The organism is Stutzerimonas azotifigens DSM 17556 (assembly GCF_000425625.1).
In the GTDB taxonomy this organism is placed as follows: Bacteria; Pseudomonadota; Gammaproteobacteria; order Pseudomonadales; family Pseudomonadaceae; genus Stutzerimonas; species Stutzerimonas azotifigens.
Map to the genome: position 1 here is coordinate 52,797 of NZ_KE384422.1, position 18,076 is coordinate 70,872.

Genomic DNA, 18,076 nt, shown 5'->3' on the forward strand with positions numbered 1-18,076 from the left:
GGTTTGAGGCCATAGTCGTCCCTGACGCCTCAGATGGCGATTGGACTGAATGTTCTCCGCTACCAGGCGGTAGTAACCTTAATTTAAATGCTGGTAATGACTCTCACATCCGAGCCCGACACGCTCTTGATGTACGAGTAACTGGTGCCAAGCACGGCCAGCTGATCAGCGGAAACCTTGCCTGCCGAAATACCGGGTTGGACGATCACAAAGCGGAACACCATTTCGTGGTCGTGGCACTTGTTGCGCAGCAACTCCAAATCCATGGGCTCGCCCTTGAGAATCCTGTCGAAGCCTTTGGGCAACGATTGCTGGTAGCGCTGCAACAACCGGTTGAAGAACTTTTCTTCCGTGTGCAACCATTTCACCGAGCGTGATGCCTGGCCGCAGACCTCGTAGACGTCGGAGACACGCGCCCCCGGCCGCGCCTCGCCATCTTGCTGAGGGCAATACTTGCAGTGGTACAGGTCGACAAAGATAGCGTCCTTGCTTTCCTTGATTGCCACCAGGTCGGCGATCTCACCGGCACCATCATCGTTGAAAATGAACGTGTAGTCGTTCTCGATTTTGCTATAGGTGAATCCCTGAACTGTGTCCGGGTTGCGGTCCGCCCGCATCGACTCGCTGTGGATTTGGGTTGTGCCCCAGTCCCACGGCTCGATCAGGGCGACCGGCAGCTTCAAGTCCAAACTGTTGGGGGAGTAGTAGCGGTAGTTGCCTTCGACCATCGAACCGTCGACGTCCAGCAGCACCAACGGGTTGGTATCCAGGTACTGCTCGAATGAGCTCTCTTCAGAGAAGACGATCTTGACCCCCGGACAGGAAAATTTGTAGGCGTCATCCATCAGCCGGATCGTGATATCAGGTAAATGGCGCTCCGTGCCATCGACTGCCGTTGCGCTGATGGGCACTTCCAGCGTCAATGGATCGATTCGCCGGGGCTTGCCCAGTTCGACATCCAGCAGGTTGAACACCTCAGCCAGGTACGCCAGCGAGATCTTCTGCTCATTTTCGATCAGGATCGACGCCGGCCAATCGGCATAGAACAGTCCCGCAGGCCACGCCGCCTCGATCTTTTCCGAGCGAATCACATCCTTGAGAACTTCAGAGGGGTTAATCGTCGCGTCGTTGAGCTTCTGCGAAGCGCGCTTGCACCACTCGATCCAGTCGTTGATGCTCGAAGCGTTCATCTCCCAGATCTTACCCTTGTGCGAACAGCCAACGGTGGTGCGCTGGCCATCCTCGTACCCGGTTGCGAAGATGTTGGACTTTCTCGCCGTGCCGTTCTCAATTTCACTGATGACAGTATTGATGTCGCGCCCGACATGCATGGTGAAGCGCAGATCCTTGCGCATGCGCGACAGCCCCACGTTCTGCAGCTTCATGAGTTTGATGCCGTGCAGTGTGCGAAAGGTCGGCTCGCCGCTGATGCGCCGGCCATCCTTGGCGATCAGGCCCAGAAAGCGGTTGGTTTGCGACTCATCCCCGGAAGAGTGGACGAACAGCGTCTTGTCGGACGCATGGTAGTACGCCAGGTAGAGGATCCAGTTGGTGTCGACGATCGTCGACGTCTGCGCCCAGCCGACGGGCGTTTCGCGCCTCGTCACCATGATGATTGTGTCGGCTTCGTCGTTGACGGACAGCAGCTGCAGCGGCTCTTTCTTCTGCGAGAAGTGCTTGGCCTTCTCGGGCCGCCAGTCGTCATGCTCCACGTGATAGGCGACCGCACTGATCTTGGGGTTGGGGTTCAACCCGAAAATGTCCTCGGCGTCGGCATCATCCGGAAACTGTTCGGTAAACGTCTCCTTCTCGATCTCGCGGGCAATCTTGTCTTGGCTGACATCGCGGATCACCGCACTCCAGTCAGCACTTTCCTTGTATAGCACCGCCATCTGGTAGTCGACTTTCTGGTTGGCGATGTTCGAGACAAACTTGGCGTCACCGAGCGTATCATCGACTCGCGTAAGGCGACCGATAAACTGCAGGGTGACGGCGGGACTGCGGTGCTGGTCGTGGATAGCCGCAATCTTCAGCTCCGGCAAATCGAAGCCTTCCCCCAGCATGTCCACACAGACAATGATCTTGTACTTCTTCTCGACGATTTCACCCAGTAGCTTGGCCCGATTCGGCACCTTGCTGTGGATGAGGATGGGCGAAAGATCCTCGTGCTGTTTGTACAATTCAAACAGTGCGGCGGCACGCGTCTGTGACCGTGCACGCACCATCAGCAGGTGGTTGAACCCTTGCGCGCGGTCGTTTCGCAATAGCTCGACTGCCTTGTCAGCCACCACTTGGTCAGCCAGTTCCAGGTTGTACTCGCGCACCGGATGGAACTCGATCGCCTTGAAGTAGCCGTCAATCTGGGCATCCTTCAGCGGGTAGTTGTAGATGATTTTGCCATCCAGCGGCTGGTTGTCCTCACGGAACGGCGTGGCCGTGAACTGTAGACAGGGCTTGTCCTTGAACGCACTTTTGACCCGGCTCCAGGTCAGGGCGGCCACATGGTGCGCCTCATCGATTATCAAGTGGCTACACAACGCAGCCAAGGCCTCCAAGGCCGGCTGGTCGAAGCGCTGCAGTGCTTGCGGCGTAGCAACGATGACGTTGGCCTCGGCTAGCTGTTGGACCTCGTCTGCCGAGAGGCCTGAACCGATCGCGTGCACCACCGGGTTGAGTGCGCTGACCGAAATGGCACCAATCTCTCGTAGTTTCTTCAGCTCAAGGCATTTCTCTACCAGCTGCGAACGCAACGGGTCGGAAGGAACCAACACCAGGGTCCTAGGTAGCCGCCCGGCGATCAGCAGCCCGAGCATGGTGTCGGTTTTCCCGGTACCCGTCGGCATCACAATCGTCGCGGTCGTGGCCGGCGCCATCACCAAGTGCCCTAGGGCGGCATAAAGAGCCGCCAGTTGCGGCTTACGCAAGCCAGGCGTCTGGGTTTCCCGGACAGCCAGATTGAAATTGAACAGATGCTGCTGCCAGCTGCGATAGACGTCTGCGTACTTCCCTGCTTCAACGGCCATTACGGTTACCAGAGTGAGGATGAAGATGAGTCTGCCTAAATGATGGCCACAGGCTACCAGCGAAGCACTAGTAAGGTGTAGTCCTGCCAGGCGCCCCCTGCCCTGTGTAACCAATCATCTTGGCATCTCCTCTGCTAGCCAATACGGTGGGAAGTGGCCCTTGCTGACTTGTCCTCCATCACGTGAAGGACAAGCCATGAACACCATCGCCACCCGCTGTCATCTGCCTTGGAACAAAGGGAAGCGAGTCTGTGCAGGATTTTGTGTACCTGGAACAGAACACTAAAGAAAGAACACAACCTTCATGCCTCTTTGAGTGACCGCATTTGGCCGACTCCAGCCATTGCTCCATTTGATACGCGCCTGAAAGCCGGCCATTCGATTCAAAAAAATCTCAGCCCTACATAACCGCAATGACATCACCACCAAGAAGGTCCACCCCATGTCATTGCAATGCCCCCGCTGTCGCTCTCCAAAAGTCGCTTCCTTCCACCACGCCATGAAGATCGCTGCCGCCGTCGGCACGGTCGGCGGTGCTGCTCGTGGCGTCAGTGCTGCGCTGGCTGGCGGTCAAGCCGGGGCGGCTATTGGCGCTATTGCCGGCCCTGTCGGCATCACCATCGGTTCAATCTCAGGCGCCATCCTCGGCGGACTGGCCGGTGGCGTCGGTGGCTGCGCGCTCGGCGCTCAGCTTGGCCACAAGCTCGATCGCCACGTCCTGGCTAACAACCTCTGCCTGCTCTGCGGGCATCGCTTCAACCTGCCGACCTGACCAGACGGCTCCACTCCCTCTTTCCTCTAACTCCCAGCCGGTGCTGCGCTCTGCGCAGCGCTTATGCCGGCGCGCACCCAAAGGAATCGTTCTCATGGCTCATCTCGTCGAAACCATGGCCTACGCCGGCACTACTCCTTGGCATGGCCTGGGCAACAACCTGCCGCAAAAGCAACCTATCGAGGTCTGGCAACGTGAAGCCGGCATGGACTGGCAAATCTTGGAAAGCCCCGTTCATTTCAAATCGGACGCCATCGGCCACCTCGGTACGATTCATTCCTTCCCTGAGCAGAAGGTGCTCTATCGCTCGGATAACAAAGCCCCGCTGTCAGTGGTCTCCAAGCGTTATCACACCGTGCAGCCACGCGAGGTACTGGAGTTTTACCGGGATCTAACCGAGGTCTCCGGCTATGAGCTGGAGACAGCTGGCGTGCTCAAGGGTGGGCGCAAGTTCTGGGCGCTTGCACGCACTGGGCAAGGTACGGCGATCAAGGGTAACGACCAGGTCAACGGCTACCTGCTATTGGCTACGTCATGCGACGGCACCTTGGCCACCACCGCAACGCCGACCACTGTTCGCGTGGTCTGCAACAACACCCTGACCATCGCCCTGGACGGCACCAGCCGAGCGATCAAGGTGCCGCACAACACTCGCTTCGATCCGAATCTGGTGAAGAAGCAGCTCGGCATCGCCGTCTCGCAATGGGACGATTTCATGTATCGCATGCGCCATCTGGCTGAGCGCAAGGTGCAGTGGCATGAGGCAATGGGCTTCTTTATGAACGTCATGTGCGAGGTCAGTCCGACCGGCCAGCTTCCTGAACAGCTACCCAACGAACGCGCCCTGCGCAAGGTTCAGGAGCTGTACGAAGGCCGTGGCCGGGGCAGTCAGTTGGAGTCGGCCAAAGGCACCGCCTGGGGTTTGCTCAATGCCGTAACCGAATACGTCGATCACGAACGGCGTGCACGCAGCACGGAATACCGGCTGGACTCTGCCTGGTTCGGCCAAGGCGCACAGATCAAGCAACGCGCCCTGGATGCAGCGCTGCAACTCGCCGCCTAACCCGTCTCCCCACCTCAACCGTATCGCCCGGTCAGCTTCGTGCTGGCTGGGCGTTTTTATGTCTGCAGGAGAAGCATGATGAAAGCCACTTCATTGAACCGCAGCCCCAGCAAATCTCGACCAGCTCTACGCCTGATTAGCACCAAGGAATTGCCTCGCGAAGACTGGCTGCAGATCCGCAAGCAAGGCATCGGCAGTTCCGATGCAGCTGCAGCCGTCGGCCTCAACCCCTACAAATCGCAACTGGAGCTGTGGCTGGAAAAGACCGGGCGCGACACCGGATTACCAAAAACCGATCCCGATGATGAGGACAGCCCGATGTACTGGGGCAACGTCCTAGAGCCCATCGTGGCCTGGCATTACAGCAAGCGCACCAAGAACAAGGTCCGCCGCGTCAATGCCGTGCTGCAGCACCCGGATCCTGAGTTGTCCTGGATGTTGGCCAATATTGACCGGGAGGTTATCGGTGCCGACGACGTGCAGATCCTCGAATGCAAGACAGCCGGCATAAACGGGGCACGCCTCTGGAAAGAGGGCGTGCCCGAATATGTGCAGTTGCAGGTGATGCACCAGCTCGCCGTCACGGGCAAACAGGCAGCAGATGTGGCGGTTGTGCTCGGAGGGCAGCATCTGGAGATCCATCGCATAGAGCGGGATGAACAAATGATTGCTCGCCTGATCGAGCTCGAACGGCGCTTCTGGCAGTACGTGGAAACCGATACACCACCACCCGCCGACGGCACAGCTTCCGCCGAGACCGCCCTGCGCTGCCTTTTCCCAACGGATTCAGGCGAGACCGTGGATTTCAGTGGTCATGCTGGATTGTCAGCGGCCTACATTGAGCTCAAAGCACTGCGCCAAGCGATTGCCAATAAGGAAAAGCGTGAAGCCCAGCTCAAGCAGATGCTGCAACAGGCCATGGGCGATGCCAGTCGGGCTGAGTTCACCAATGGGTACATCAGTTGGCGCAAAGCCAAAGACAGCGTCGGCTTCGACGTAGCCCGGCTACTTCAGGAGAGACCGCACCTGAAAGCCAAATACTCGCTGGTTAAACCCGGCGCACGGCGCTTCCTGGTCGGCTGATTCCAACCTCTTTTCATCACTCCTTCCCCTTGGCCAGCCCATGCAGTTCGCGCTGCGTGGCTGGCCTTTTTTCATTTTCAGGAGACCACCATGCTCAAAGGTCTGGCTATTACTCCGCCGGTGCTCGGGCGGATTTCCATCGGCAAGGTCATCGAGAAAAACGGCAAGCGCCTGCCGGAAAAGGATGATCAGTTCACCATCACTTCCCAGGTACAGAGCCGCGACGGCTGGCTGGTGCATCCGCTCAATGATGAGCTGCGCCAAGGCAAGGACGACAAGCTGCGCAGCATTCCGGTACGCCTGCTATTCAACGAGCCGGAACTGAATTTCCGCGCGGATTACACACTCTTCGACCGGCAAACCGGGCGACCTGTTTGCGTAGGCAATGGCGAGACTTGCAAGCGGATTACCCAGGACGGCATGCAGTCACTGCCCTGCCCTTCACCGGATGCTTGCTCGCTGGCCAAAGGCGGTGCCTGCAAGCCTTACGGCCGGCTGAACGTGGTCATTGGTGATGAGGATCCGCTGGGCAGCTTTGTGTTCCGCACCACTGGCTTCAACAGCATCCGCACCCTGGCCGCTCGGTTGCATTACTTCCAGGCCATCTCCGGCAACCGCTTGGCTTGCCTGCCGCTGGAACTGCGTCTGCGTGGCAAGTCCACTCGCCAGAGCCATGGCACGCCGATCTTCTACGCCGACCTGACGGTACGCAGCGGCATGGACATGACCGAAGCACTGCGCTTGGCCGGTGAGCTTGATGAACAGCGGCAAGCGGCGGGCTTCGATCAGAACGCGCTAGACGAAGCGGCAAAGCGCGGTTTCGGCAACGGCGCCTTCGAGGACAGTGAGGAGGACGTCGGCGCCATCGTCGAGGAGTTCTTCCCTGCTGAAAGCAGCAGCGATGAAAAACGTTCCAGATCCACTACGCAGCCTTTGGGCAAACCCAGCCTAGCTGAAAAGCTGGAAGCCCAGCACCAATCCCTGAATGCCTGAGTCTGGCCACCCGGCCAAAGGAGCTGTTATGAGACTGCACAAAATCAAGGCCGGTGAGACCGCTGGCACCTACCTGATCGAATCACCGGTCACCGAGGCCGACATCCTGCTGATGGCCAAACAGCTGGCCAGCCTGCGCCTACGACGGGGACGACAACTTACCGCGCCACGGGATGTATTCAGCCACCTGCAGGCCTTGCTGGAGGCCTATGAATACGAGGTCTTCGCTCTGCTGATGCTGGACAGCAAGCACCGGGTCATTGCGTTCCACGAGCTGTTCAGGGGCACCTTGGATGGTGCAAGCGTCTACCCCAGGGAAGTCATCAAGATTGCCTTGGAGCACAACGCCGCCGCCATGATCCTGGTGCACAACCATCCCTCCGGCGATCCCGAGCCCAGCCAGGCGGATCGTACGCTGACCAACAAACTGAAGGAGGCCCTGGATCTGGTCGGAGTGCGGACGTTGGATCACATCATCGTGGGCCATGAAGGCTGCGTGTCGCTGGCGGAACAGGGCTACCTGTAGGAGACGAACAAGATGAAGCTACTGCTACGAACCTTCGTTGCCGTGTTCGTGTTTGCCGGCATCCTCGCGGGTTGTCTGGCGATGTTACTGCTGGTGATTCTGATGGTGCGTTTTCCGCCGCTGCTGATCGCGGTGGTGCTGGCCTGCTGGACCTTCTGCCGACTATGGGAAGTAGCTAGACCATCAATCGCGCCAGCGGAGACTCACACATAAAATCCACAAGGATGAAGCCAACGAATCGGGGTTACTGACAGCTCCGTTGTTTGGATCATCCTGCTTTGTTCTGATCAACAGAGGGAGCAGCTGCTCCCTCTTTTTTTTTGCACGCAAATGCTGCAGTGGGTATGGCAAGAGACCAAGAAGCCCCGCCCTGCAGCAAAGCTAACCTTGCGTGATGAGCCGTGCGGACTGCGGGTCATACATCACGCCTGCAATTGAACCATCGCGAATACGCTCAACAGCCTCGTTGATAACGTGCAGCGGCACGAGAAACCACTCTCTAGGTTTGACTGGATTTCCGAAGCGATCAGGGATCGTCAGCTCAATCTGGGCAGGGCTGAACAGGCGGTGGAAGAGGTTTTCCATCCGCGTCCGGTTGATGTTGTGCAGTTTATAGGTGGCGACCACCTCAACATCCGCCAACAGGTAGGTGGCATCCTTATCAGCCCCGGCGATACGTGTTTCCACTTTGCCACCGGTGACACCGATCTTGTGGATCAGCTTGCGATGCTCAGCCACGAAAGGGTGCGTTGAGTGGCTGCGCAGCACGTAGATGGTGCCGCTCTCGATGTCATCGGGTTCCGATGCGTCGCCAAACAACGGACCTGCATCCGCCTCGGTAATGCGCCGACCGGCATCGTCCTTGTAGAGTGCTCGCTGCAAGGATCTACGCAGTAGATTGCTTTCCGTACCGTTGGAATAGATCACCCTTAGCCGGGCATCGCTCTCACCATTCGGCGCCTTGATTGGCTCACCGACCTCCGCAACATAAACGGTCTGCCCACCGAGGATGAAGAATTGGCCCTCCTCGATGCTCGCATCCCGGATAAAGGTGCGAGTAATTCGAACGCCCGCCTGCAGCTCGCGCTGCACCTGTTCAAACAGCGGCTGGAAACGCTCAAAGTCCTCGCAACGCTCGCGCTGTGCAATCTCCTCGGCCTCACGCTTTTCGGCATTGCTGCGAACGTAACGGAGGTTCTGAATATCCGAACCCTCGTCATCGCCGGCCAGCTCCGCCAGCAGCTCATCGTCCGTCATGCTGTAGTCGCCTTGCGGCTCCCGCACCTCAAGCGCATTCAATAGGCCCTGGTGGTCGAAGGGCGTTAGCAGGTTGCGGCATTCTTCCTGCTCACGCAGACGATCCAGGCGCACGGCATACAGGCGCTCGAAGATGTCTTTATCGTCCCCGTGGCGCGGTGCGTGTCCGTGCTCCTCAACAAAGCGTTGAATATCTTCGAAGCCGGCGATGATGCGCTCCGCGCGAGGAGTGCGCGCCTTCTTCTTGTCTGACGTGGCGAAATCGGAAAGCTCCGCTTCCAGCTCATCCAGATCAAATTCGTTAGCCATAACGGCCCTCTTTCTTGAAACGCATAAAGGCTGCGGCGCCTTCTGCCATGCTCCGCTCCCAGGGGTCTTGAGCAGTCAGCGAAGGTACCCGCCCATGATCCTTCTTGAATTTTACCGCTCGTATAGCGAGATCTTTGGCCTCTTCTGGCGTCAGCCGAGTGCGCTTGGCACCGATCACCGCAGCGACCTGCTTGAGGCTGTCCTCGCTCATGGTCTTGGCCAGAATGGCGTACGCCTCGCTGAAAGGATTAATCCGGTCGATCAGGTCAATATCCAGTTCTCGAACATCCATCGAGAACTTTCTGATTCCCTCGATCAGCGCCGTGCTGCTCGGTGCGGCACCCGCGTTCGTGCTCCCCTGCAGATCTGCGCCCGCCACCAGCTGCTTGGCTTGCTGGGTCAGATTCAGCGCCGCAATGGCGTGCTGGCGAACTGCTTCTTGATCCTCGGCATCCAGCTCGGGGTACTTGTCGCGGATAATCTTGCCCATACGCAGCTGGGTCAGTTCTTCGGGAACCAGCTCCTCGTCGAACAGGCCACGCTCGATGTTGGTCTTGTCCTGCACGAAGCTGGCTATCACCTCGTTCAAGTCTTCCTGGCAGATGCGGCTCGCCTCAGGGCTCTTGGGCTCAGCCAAACCTTTGATCTCGATCTGCAGTTGCCCGGTTTCAGGGTTGAAACCTACGTTGCACTTGTCGGGCTGATAACCCGCATCGCCGTAGTCAAATCCTTCCTGCGGCCCAGAGGTGGGAGTCTTCGGCTTGAACTCAAAACGCGGCGCCAAAACCTGCTCCATCAGTAGGCTGGCAGCAATCGCCTTGAGGGTATCGTTCACCGCCTCGGCCACCAGCTTCTCGCTGGCATCTGGCTCGGCGATCAGGTTGGTGAAGCGCGCCCGTGCTTTGCCGGGTGCATCGCGTGTAGCCCGCCCAATGATCTGCACAATCTCGGTCAGGCTGGAACGGTAGCCAACTGTGAGGGCGTGCTCGCACCAGATCCAGTCGAAGCCCTCTTTGGCCATGCCCAGCGCGATGATGATATCGACATGATCGCGGTTGTTCTTCTGAGCCGGGTCCTTCAGGGCAGCCGAGACTTTATCGCGCTTGGCCGGGTCGTCATCGACCAGGTCTGCAATGCGCAGCACGTGCCCATCGGCCGTCTTCACCAGTTGGAAACCCGTCACCGGATCGGTGCCTTGCCACTCGCCCAGCTCTTCGATGATGTGCTCCACCTCGCGGATCTTGTCCTTGGTGCTCTCGCGGGAGTTCACATTGGGGATGTGGAGGATGGTTTTCTCGCTGGGGTCGAGCACCTTGAGGATGTCGTCGGAGTAAGCCCCCGAGTAGAAGTAGTAACCAATGTCCAGCTTCTTCAGGTGTTCATAGCCGTTGAGCTGCTGATAGTAGGTATACGTTACGGGAACGAAACGGGCTTCGTCGGTGGGTGACAGCACTGCCTCGGCATCTCCCCGGAAGTAGGAACCGGTCATCGCTACGATGTGCACCTTGTCACGGGCAATCATCTGACCCAGGTGCGTACCCAGCCTGTTCTCCGGGTTGGCGGAAACGTGGTGGAACTCGTCCACAGCGATCAAGCGATCATCGAACGCCGCCACCCCGAATTTCTCCACCGCAAACCGGAAAGTGGCATGGGTACAAACCAGCACCTGGTCACTGCTTTCCAGAAACGCGCCCACCGCATTGACCTTGCCGCCATCATCGGTGCCGGGGGCGTCACACAGGTTCCAACGCGGCTTCACATGCCAGTCGGCCCAGAAACCGTATTGGCTCAGCGGCTCATCGTGAAAACTCGAACCAATGGACTTTTCCGGCACGACGATAAGCGCCTGCTTGATGCCCTGATGAACCAGCTTGTCTAGAGCAATGAACATCAGGGCGCGACTTTTACCGGATGCAGGCGGTGACTTGATCAGCAGGTACTGCTCGCCACGCCGCTCATAGGCGAGCTCCTGCATGGGGCGCATGCCCAGTTCGTTGGCCTTGGTGGAGCGTCCGTTCTGGGCATAGGAGACGGAAACGGAAGGAACGGTTTGGGTCATGGCTATGCATCCATTCAGGGCTTCTTGCCCATGTCTTTAAGGGTGTGTTCGAGCTGCTCGATTTCCTTGAGGTCATCCGCATCGGCCTGCAGGCGCTCCGCCTCGCGGCGATTCTGATCGAATGCCTGGTAACGCTCGTGGGCAAGCCGCTCCATTCGCTCGCGGCTGACGGAGCCCGCACCCTGCAGGATGGGCTGATCGTTGAACGCCAGCATCTTGTCCACGTTGCTACGCCAGAAGTCCAGGGTCAGCTCCTTCTGCTGTTTGACGCGCAGCTCAGCTTGCTCCAGGAAGATCACCACCAGGCGGTTGAGCGTGTCGATCTCGTCAGCCGTCAGATAGTTCTTGGCGACGATCACGTCCTGCTTACGCACCCGTGAGCCGCTCCAGGTGTTCAGAGCCATATTGGGCTGGCTGGAGTCGGCACGCTTGACCACCAATTCGGCGGCGGTATGGCCGGTGGTGGCATAAAGTAGCTTGTTCTGTACCTCGGCAAAGAACAGCGCGGTTTCCTGTTCGCGGATGCGGTAATCGGAGCTCAGGGCAAACAGCTCGCGCACCTTCTGATAGAAGCGCTTCTCCGATGCCCGAATCTCGCGGATGCGCGCCAGCAACTCATCGAAGTGATCCCAGCCACCCGGGTTCTTCAGCCGCTGGTCATCCAGCACGAAGCCCTTGAGCAGAAACTCCTTGAGGTGCGTGCTGGCCCACTGGCGGAATTGCACGCCGCGCGGCGAGCGCACCCGGTAGCCGATGGCCAGGATCAAATCGAGGTTGTAATGGGTCAGCTTGCGCTTCACCTGGCGCTGCCCCTCGACTTGAACTGTCAAGGATTCCTTGACAGTTGCCTCGATGCCCAGCTCCCCGTCCTCGAAAATGTTCTTGGCGTGCAAGGACACGTTCTGCTTGGTGGTCTGGAACAGCTCAGCGATTTCCAGCTGGCTAAGCCACACACTCTGCCCTTCGACGCGCAGGTGCAGACGTGTTTGGCCATCTTCCGAGCTGTAAAGAATCAGATCCGTCATCGCTTGGCCTTCCCTGGTTTCTGCTTGGCCTTCATCCCGGTGTACAGCTCGAACAGCTTCTCAAGACGCTCGGTGTCGTTCTTGAAGCGACGGCCGATGTAGATGCGTTCCAGCACTTCGTCATTGCGCTCATGTGCGGCAAGCAGGTTGTCAGGCATTTTCTCTGGGTCGTAGAGCTCAGCGATCGTGGCCGGAAAATGGGCTTCGCGAGCCAACAGGATGTCTTCTGCGCTCCGAGTTAAATCAGCTTTGTTTTTCTCGGTCAAAGTAGGGACTGGGAATGTGTTCCAGCCAAGGGTGTTGGAATAGCGGTATCGCGTTTCTAGTTTGCCGCAGACAGTTGCTATCCAGACCAAGTGCAGGCGTGAGGCAATCAGTGCCAAGTTCCACATAGGAGCGTCATAAAGTGCTAGGGCCTGGTCTTGAACGATGGACTCAGCCCCTAACAACCCGACAGGCAGATAAGGACGTGATTCAGAGCTGACGCGTGGCATGACAAGCAAGTGATTAACTGCCGTGACCTGATCTCGGAATCGGTAAGGAGTCTCTGCTAGCTTCTGCGCTGCCTTGTCCTGCTTGGCGGCTTTTCTGGAGAGCTCCACCTCGGCAGCCTTTGCAGCAATGGATGCAAACTGCATAGCTTTGTCTACGTCTTGCTCCTCAATCCACAGACAGGCACGCGGTGCCGCGTTGATGAATTCCTGTGCCCCATATAACGGGCGAACATAGCGAGCAATCTCGGGGGCCTGGGCTATCAGCTCTCGCGCCTCGATCATAGGGAAAATCAGTGCCGCACCATAATAAGGATGGTTACCAAACTGCATGGTGGCTAGCCCTGCAAGGGGCATCGATTGAGCCTGAACCTCAATATTGGGGGCGGCAACTAAGTAGGCATTGATATTGTTGGTCTCGCGCAACACGGTCTCGCCATCATCATTGATAGAGAACAGATGTCGAGGGATGCTGGGATTACAGGAAATACCTACGATGACAACAGTGACACCAGCGTTGTGGCTAGCGAGATTGGCCCATCTGAATGAAGTGTGAGCAAAAATAATGTGGCAGCCAGACCTGAAAATCTCTGGCCAGAGAATAGGTACCTGTTGACCCTGGCAAATGGAGTTAGTGGACACAAAAGCTGCTGCGCCTGTGGTGTGGACGCAGTAGTCCGCAGCCTTCATAAACCAACCACTTACATAGTCCAAGGATTTCCAGCTTTTTACGCGCCCCTCAAAGATCCCTCCTAGCTCGACTTTCTGCTCGCCCGATAGCCATTTAGAGCCCAAATAGGGTGGATTGCCGCAGATATAGGTTTCACCCCCTTCGTTTTCAAAGTCGATCATTGCTTGATCTAGCGGGCTTTGAAACAAATCATTAGCTGTGAATTTCACTCCCGTGCCGCTAGGAGGAAAAACATCGAGCCAATTCAGCTGCAGGGCATTACCGCAAGTAATCCAGTTCTGACTGCTTAGTGGCAGAAATTCCAGCAGAGCTTCCTTCTGCCCTCGATACAGAACGTCGCATTGGTACTCCGCAATGATGAGGGCCAGACGAGCGATTTCGGCAGAGAAGTCCCGCAGCTCGATACCCCGAAAGTTGGTCAGAGGAATATCGCTCTTACGCCCAGGCTCACCACGGCGCTCATTGATGGTGTTTTCAATCTCACGCAGCTGCTTGTAAGCGATGACCAGGAAGTTACCCGAGCCGCAAGCCGGATCGAATACACGAATACGAGCCAAACGCTTGCGCAGGTTAAGCAATATGCGCGGGTTATCGCCGGCCTCTTCCAGCTTGGCGCGCAGCTCATCGAGAAACAGCGGATTCAGTACCTTGAGGATATTGGGCACGCTGGTGTAGTGCATGCCAAGAGCGCCGCGCTCTTCGTCGTCGGCCACGGCCTGGATCATGGAACCGAAGATATCGGGATTGATCTGCTTCCAGTCCAGCGCGCCGATATGCAGTAGGTAGCTACGGGCAATCCGTGAAAAACGCGGCACATCCGGCTCGCCAGAGAACAGCCCACCGTTGACGTAAGGGAAAGCATCCGCCCAGCGCGGCAGGTTTGCCGAAGCTCGCTGCGCAATCGGCGTGTTCATGGCGCGAAAGATCTCGCCCATCACCTCATGCAGATTACTCGCATCGCGGTCGCTCATCTGTGTGAGGGTGTCAGTGAACAGGCCGGTGCCGTTGAAAATGTCAGTGTCTTCAGCGAAGAAGCAGAAGATCAGCCGCGCCATGAAGTGGTTCATCTCATGGCGGCGTTCAGCTGTACCCCAGGCCGGGTTGTCCTTGAGTAGCTCAACATAGAGCCGGTTCAGCCGGCTGGTGGCGCGGATGTCAAAGGAGTTCTCGCGAATCTGCTTGACCGTGGAAATGCCTGCCAATGGTAGGAAAAAGCCGAAGTGGTCAGGAAACTGCGGGTAGTCACAGGCAACCGTCTCGCCGCTTTCCAGCTCCTCAGCTTCCAGCGTCTCGCCATCGGTAGCGAGCACATACTTGGCCTTGGCCCTCGCTGTGGCCGGGCTGGCCTTGAGCGCTGCCAACGTCTCCGTGACCTTGCCTGGCTCACAAACCGCTAAATGGATGTTGCTGGTTTGCAGTACGCCGCCCAGATCAGACTTGTTGGTTGCCCCCGAACGCAGGCGCTTGAGGGTGGTTTCCTTATTACCGAAGGCCTGCAGGAAGGCGTAAGGGAACTCGACCCGGTCAAAGGGCTGACTGGCCAGGTCGGTGATGGCTTGTTCGATTTCTACGGCGTTCATGTGGGGTTGTTCCGGTCACTGCTGCCAAGGCGGCAAAGGGGGCCTCTAGGCCCACCATCCATGCGAAGTGCACGGATGATAAAGGAACGCGCTTTGGCATGTGAAAAAGATCCAGGCCGGCCGTTCGATACCATTTTCGCTACGGCCACCAGAGCAGCAGGAGCCCTGAAATGCGGCTTACCGCCCCCTCAAGCGACGGCGAAGAAGGGGACGGTCAGCGCTCTACCCTCGCTACATTTGGTGGTCGTACCGGGCGATCTTCAGCATGTAGTAGACGTAGTCCAGCTTCTCTTCGGTCGGCTCATCATCACGCAGCCAGCGCACCTTAATGCCCAGGTACTGCGCCCACTCAATGCCCTTATTGAAGCCCCGGCGGTCATCATTTTTTGCCGCGACCTCGACGTACTGGTTCACCAGCTTGTATTGGTTTTTGCCTGCCCGGTACTTGGCATGTTCAAAGGCCGCCTGGAAGTGCGGCATCGCAGCCTCGAACTCTTCTTTACGGTAGTGGTAGACGCCGCGCAACCAAGGCACCAGCCAGCACAGTTGCTCATCCAGACCGAAAGACGACACCTGAGCAGCATAATCGTCAATTTGATTCAGCTGGGTTGCTGGAGAACTCTTGAGATCAAAACCTTTAAACAGAAGCTCAGCAAAACCGTGCGGAGAGGAAAATGCTGAGTGCCGCTGAATCAGGTCCTGAATGGAGAGCACGGCAAAAGGGCCGTACCAACCTTTAAGCTCTTCAATCCCGTCTTCGCCAAGAGCGGTTTCTTGGAGTTGCTGGAAAGTGCCGGCTGCGCCCCGCAGCCTCGCATAGAAGAAATCCCAGTAGCGATCCCAGCCAGCAAACTGGATAACCTGGGCAATCTCACGGGACTCTGCTTGCCGAATCTGCTCCTCCAATACGGCCTTGAACTCGTTGACGTCATCAGCTATCCACAGGGCGTAATCACGGAATTGATTGCAGACATCGGCGAGGTACTGATGATCGTAGGCGTCAGTAATTTCCCTCGCTAGGTAGCTCGACACCCGAGCAACCATCAATGCCACGAGGACGCTGGCCTGAAGCTCTTTGGATATCTCTCGCCCGCTTTGGGCCAGCGCAGCAAAGGATTCTTCGAAATTTCTAAATAGAGCAGGCAGCGCCGGGAGCCTGGGACCCCGCGTCCACTTGATGGCGTTGTCGAGGTTCTGCTGAAGCGTGTTGTTGTCGCTTCGCGGGCTTTTACCTGGGTAGTGGAACTGCGTCTGCGAGAGATCACAGCGCGCATAAACCCAGCGCATGACCTTTTCCAAAGGCAAAACCAGGCTTCCATCTTCAGTGACTGTCGGCAGGTACCAGAATTTGTCTTCCGGTGTGTCGAGCGCCATATCTGCGATTCGGTGTTTCAGCAGGCTCTGATTCAGCGAAACGACCAGCAAAGGAATTGCCTTCGTCGAGATGAAGTACCGGAGGGTTTCAGCCTTGCTGAGATAGGTGCCCTCTTCGCGAACCAAGCGACTGTATGCCTCCAGCAGATCATCGAGCGGATCGCCTATGGCACTCATGATCTGAATGCTGGGCAAATACGCTGTCAGGATGCTGCTGAGTGTTTGAATCACCTGCCCGAAATTCGACAGCAGCCCGCCTTCTTCCTCAGCAAGCCTCGCCAACTGCTTTTGAATGGCCTTCTTCTGTGTCTCATCAATACCATCGCGGCAGGCTTCCTTGCTCGTACGCCGGGCGCCCTTGCGGGGGAGTACGCCGAATGCATCGTATGCCAACTTGGCCAGCTCGCCCTGGGTGGCGAAGCAAGTATCTCTACTCATCTGAAATCCTTTATACCCCCGGCAGTGATGACCGGGGGAACGCACTCCTAGCGCTGGTTGGGGTTGAGTTGTTTGCCGCGATTGCCATGAACGTGGGCATTAGTCGGGTTGGTGCCCGACGTGCCACGATTATTGTTCAGTGCATCCGAACGATGATTGTGCTGCTGACGCGGGTTCTACCCCGTTTCCACGGACGGTTTGAAAAGGGCTGAAAACTTCAGATCTTGCCTGGCGACTCTACGACGCATTCGTGGGTTATGAAACCGCTCGATGTAGTCGAATAAATCCGCCCGTGCTTCATCACGAGTTCGATACGACTGATGGACAACGCGCTCCCGTTTGAGCTGACCGAAGAAGCCTTCACAGGCTGCGTTGTCGCCGCAATGCCCGACGGCACTCATGCTGCAGACCAGCGTGTTGCGATTCAGAAAGCGCTGGTAGTCGGTGCTGGTGAATTGGCTACCGCGATCCGAATGCAGGATTACTGACCAGTCACCCTGGCGCTGCCAAATCGCCATCTCCACTGCTCGAATCACCATCTGCCGATCCTGGCGGTGATGCATCGACCAACCGATCACCAGCTTGCTGTACAAGTCGAGCACCACACATAGGAAAAGCTTGCCTTCCAGTGTGGCTATTTCCGTGATGTCCGTGACCCACTTGCGCTCCGGCTCCTGCGCGGTGAAATCGCGCTCCAGCAGGTTTTTCACGCCTGCTGGACGGCCACTGGCGACTCTTCCAAAACCACGTCTCTTACGGCGTGGCCAGCCTTGAATTCGCTCAGCCGCCATCAGGCGAGCAACGCGGTTCAAGCTGACGATTTCGCCCTCGTCGAGCAAATCCTCATGCATGCGCGGTGCGCCGATCACGCCACGGCTGTCCTCATGAATCTCACGAATGCGCCTGACCAGACGTGCATTCTCTTGAGTTCGCGGGCTTGGATCACGATCCTGCCAGGCGTAATAGCCACTGGCAGAAACCTTCAGGCAACGGCACATCAGACGTACCGGGTACTCGTTGCGGCAGCGCTGGATCACCGTGTACCGCTCGATGACTCCCTGGCAAAGTACGCTGCCGCGTCTCTTAAAAAATCACGTTCCTTGGTCACCCGGGCCAACTCACGCTTGAGGCGGGCCAGCTCCTCATCTCGCGGACTACCTGTTCCGGGAAAGGCCTTTTCTGCGCCTGGCTGTGCCTCTCGAACCCAGCGTGTGAGCAGGTTCGGAGCCACACCAATCTCCAGGGCCACCTGTCGACAGCTCGCCCCTGAACGACGAACCAACTCGATGGCTTCCCGCTTGAACTCGGGGCTGTATTTCTTGCGCTTCATGAACACTCCTTCAGCTCGGCATGAGCTTACTCGAAAGTGTCCGTGCTAATGGGGTAGAACCC

The 18,076-nt window shown here is 57.6% G+C and carries 13 protein-coding genes; 6 read left to right on the top strand and 7 right to left on the bottom strand.

Annotation, left to right across the window (positions count from 1 at the left end):
• Window positions 1-83 precede the first annotated feature (83 nt).
• A complete protein-coding gene (locus tag H610_RS0121750) occupies window positions 84-3,023 on the bottom strand; it encodes a DEAD/DEAH box helicase (RefSeq protein ID WP_028241639.1) in 2,940 nt (979 codons plus the stop codon).
• 499 nt (window positions 3,024-3,522) lie between these two features.
• Here H610_RS0121750 and H610_RS25255 point away from each other — a divergent pair, with 499 nt between their 5' ends.
• From H610_RS25255 to H610_RS0121780, 6 genes are all read left to right on the top strand, one after another.
• Window positions 3,523-3,795 (top strand): hypothetical protein, encoded by a 273-nt coding sequence (locus tag H610_RS25255; protein ID WP_236614338.1) that lies wholly within the window; start codon window positions 3,523-3,525, stop codon window positions 3,793-3,795.
• Between the two features lie 94 nt (window positions 3,796-3,889).
• A complete protein-coding gene (locus tag H610_RS0121760) occupies window positions 3,890-4,858 on the top strand; it encodes a DUF932 domain-containing protein (RefSeq protein WP_028241640.1) in 969 nt (322 codons plus the stop codon).
• Between the two features lie 78 nt (window positions 4,859-4,936).
• The gene (locus tag H610_RS0121765; protein WP_028241641.1) at window positions 4,937-5,941 is read left to right on the top strand and encodes a YqaJ viral recombinase family nuclease; all 1,005 of its coding nucleotides are present in this window, start codon (window positions 4,937-4,939) and stop codon (window positions 5,939-5,941) included.
• Between the two features lie 90 nt (window positions 5,942-6,031).
• Window positions 6,032-6,934 (top strand): recombination directionality factor, encoded by a 903-nt coding sequence (locus tag H610_RS0121770; RefSeq protein ID WP_028241642.1) that lies wholly within the window; start codon window positions 6,032-6,034, stop codon window positions 6,932-6,934.
• Between the two features lie 28 nt (window positions 6,935-6,962).
• Window positions 6,963-7,460 (top strand): RadC family protein, encoded by a 498-nt coding sequence (gene radC / locus H610_RS0121775; RefSeq protein ID WP_028241643.1) that lies wholly within the window; start codon window positions 6,963-6,965, stop codon window positions 7,458-7,460.
• 12 nt (window positions 7,461-7,472) lie between these two features.
• A complete protein-coding gene (locus H610_RS0121780; protein ID WP_028241644.1) occupies window positions 7,473-7,673 on the top strand; it encodes a hypothetical protein in 201 nt (66 codons plus the stop codon).
• 168 nt (window positions 7,674-7,841) lie between these two features.
• Here H610_RS0121780 and H610_RS0121785 read toward each other — a convergent pair whose 3' ends face one another.
• The 6 genes from H610_RS0121785 to H610_RS0121810 all read right to left on the bottom strand — a co-directional run bounded on the left by H610_RS0121785 (window position 7,842) and on the right by H610_RS0121810 (window position 18,014).
• Window positions 7,842-9,026: a GIY-YIG nuclease family protein gene (locus tag H610_RS0121785; RefSeq protein ID WP_028241645.1), complete on the bottom strand. Its 1,185-nt coding sequence runs from the start codon at window positions 9,024-9,026 to the stop codon at window positions 7,842-7,844.
• Window positions 9,019-11,085, bottom strand: a complete 2,067-nt coding sequence (locus H610_RS0121790; RefSeq protein ID WP_028241646.1) for a DEAD/DEAH box helicase — start codon at window positions 11,083-11,085, stop codon at window positions 9,019-9,021. Before H610_RS0121790 ends, H610_RS0121785 begins: the two co-directional genes overlap by 8 nt.
• 14 nt (window positions 11,086-11,099) lie before the next feature.
• Window positions 11,100-12,110, bottom strand: coding sequence for a virulence RhuM family protein (locus tag H610_RS0121795; protein WP_028241647.1), 1,011 nt, complete (start codon window positions 12,108-12,110; stop codon window positions 11,100-11,102).
• The gene (locus H610_RS0121800; RefSeq protein WP_028241648.1) at window positions 12,107-14,872 is read right to left on the bottom strand and encodes a class I SAM-dependent DNA methyltransferase; all 2,766 of its coding nucleotides are present in this window, start codon (window positions 14,870-14,872) and stop codon (window positions 12,107-12,109) included. Before H610_RS0121800 ends, H610_RS0121795 begins: the two co-directional genes overlap by 4 nt.
• Before the next feature lie 231 nt (window positions 14,873-15,103).
• Window positions 15,104-16,684, bottom strand: a complete 1,581-nt coding sequence (locus tag H610_RS0121805; RefSeq protein ID WP_028241649.1) for a hypothetical protein — start codon at window positions 16,682-16,684, stop codon at window positions 15,104-15,106.
• 176 nt (window positions 16,685-16,860) lie between these two features.
• A protein-coding gene (locus tag H610_RS0121810; protein WP_085985502.1) for an IS3 family transposase occupies window positions 16,861-18,014 on the bottom strand; the annotation gives its coding sequence in 2 pieces (ribosomal slippage) (window positions 16,861-17,768 and window positions 17,768-18,014; 1,155 coding nt in all).
• Window positions 18,015-18,076: the final 62 nt, after the last annotated feature.

Excerpts from the sequence above, each read along its gene's own strand:
- H610_RS0121750 (WP_028241639.1), bottom strand. The coding sequence starts at position 3,023 with ATGGCCGTTGAAGCAGGGAAGTACGCAGACGTCTATCGCAGCTGGCAG.
- H610_RS25255 (WP_236614338.1), top strand. The coding sequence starts at position 3,523 with ATGAAGATCGCTGCCGCCGTCGGCACGGTCGGCGGTGCTGCTCGTGGC.
- H610_RS0121760 (WP_028241640.1), top strand. The coding sequence starts at position 3,890 with ATGGCTCATCTCGTCGAAACCATGGCCTACGCCGGCACTACTCCTTGG.
- H610_RS0121765 (WP_028241641.1), top strand. The coding sequence starts at position 4,937 with ATGAAAGCCACTTCATTGAACCGCAGCCCCAGCAAATCTCGACCAGCT.
- H610_RS0121770 (WP_028241642.1), top strand. The coding sequence starts at position 6,032 with ATGCTCAAAGGTCTGGCTATTACTCCGCCGGTGCTCGGGCGGATTTCC.
- radC (WP_028241643.1), top strand. The coding sequence starts at position 6,963 with ATGAGACTGCACAAAATCAAGGCCGGTGAGACCGCTGGCACCTACCTG.
- H610_RS0121780 (WP_028241644.1), top strand. The coding sequence starts at position 7,473 with ATGAAGCTACTGCTACGAACCTTCGTTGCCGTGTTCGTGTTTGCCGGC.
- H610_RS0121785 (WP_028241645.1), bottom strand. The coding sequence starts at position 9,026 with ATGGCTAACGAATTTGATCTGGATGAGCTGGAAGCGGAGCTTTCCGAT.
- H610_RS0121790 (WP_028241646.1), bottom strand. The coding sequence starts at position 11,085 with ATGACCCAAACCGTTCCTTCCGTTTCCGTCTCCTATGCCCAGAACGGA.
- H610_RS0121795 (WP_028241647.1), bottom strand. The coding sequence starts at position 12,110 with ATGACGGATCTGATTCTTTACAGCTCGGAAGATGGCCAAACACGTCTG.
- H610_RS0121800 (WP_028241648.1), bottom strand. The coding sequence starts at position 14,872 with ATGAACGCCGTAGAAATCGAACAAGCCATCACCGACCTGGCCAGTCAG.
- H610_RS0121805 (WP_028241649.1), bottom strand. The coding sequence starts at position 16,684 with ATGAGTAGAGATACTTGCTTCGCCACCCAGGGCGAGCTGGCCAAGTTG.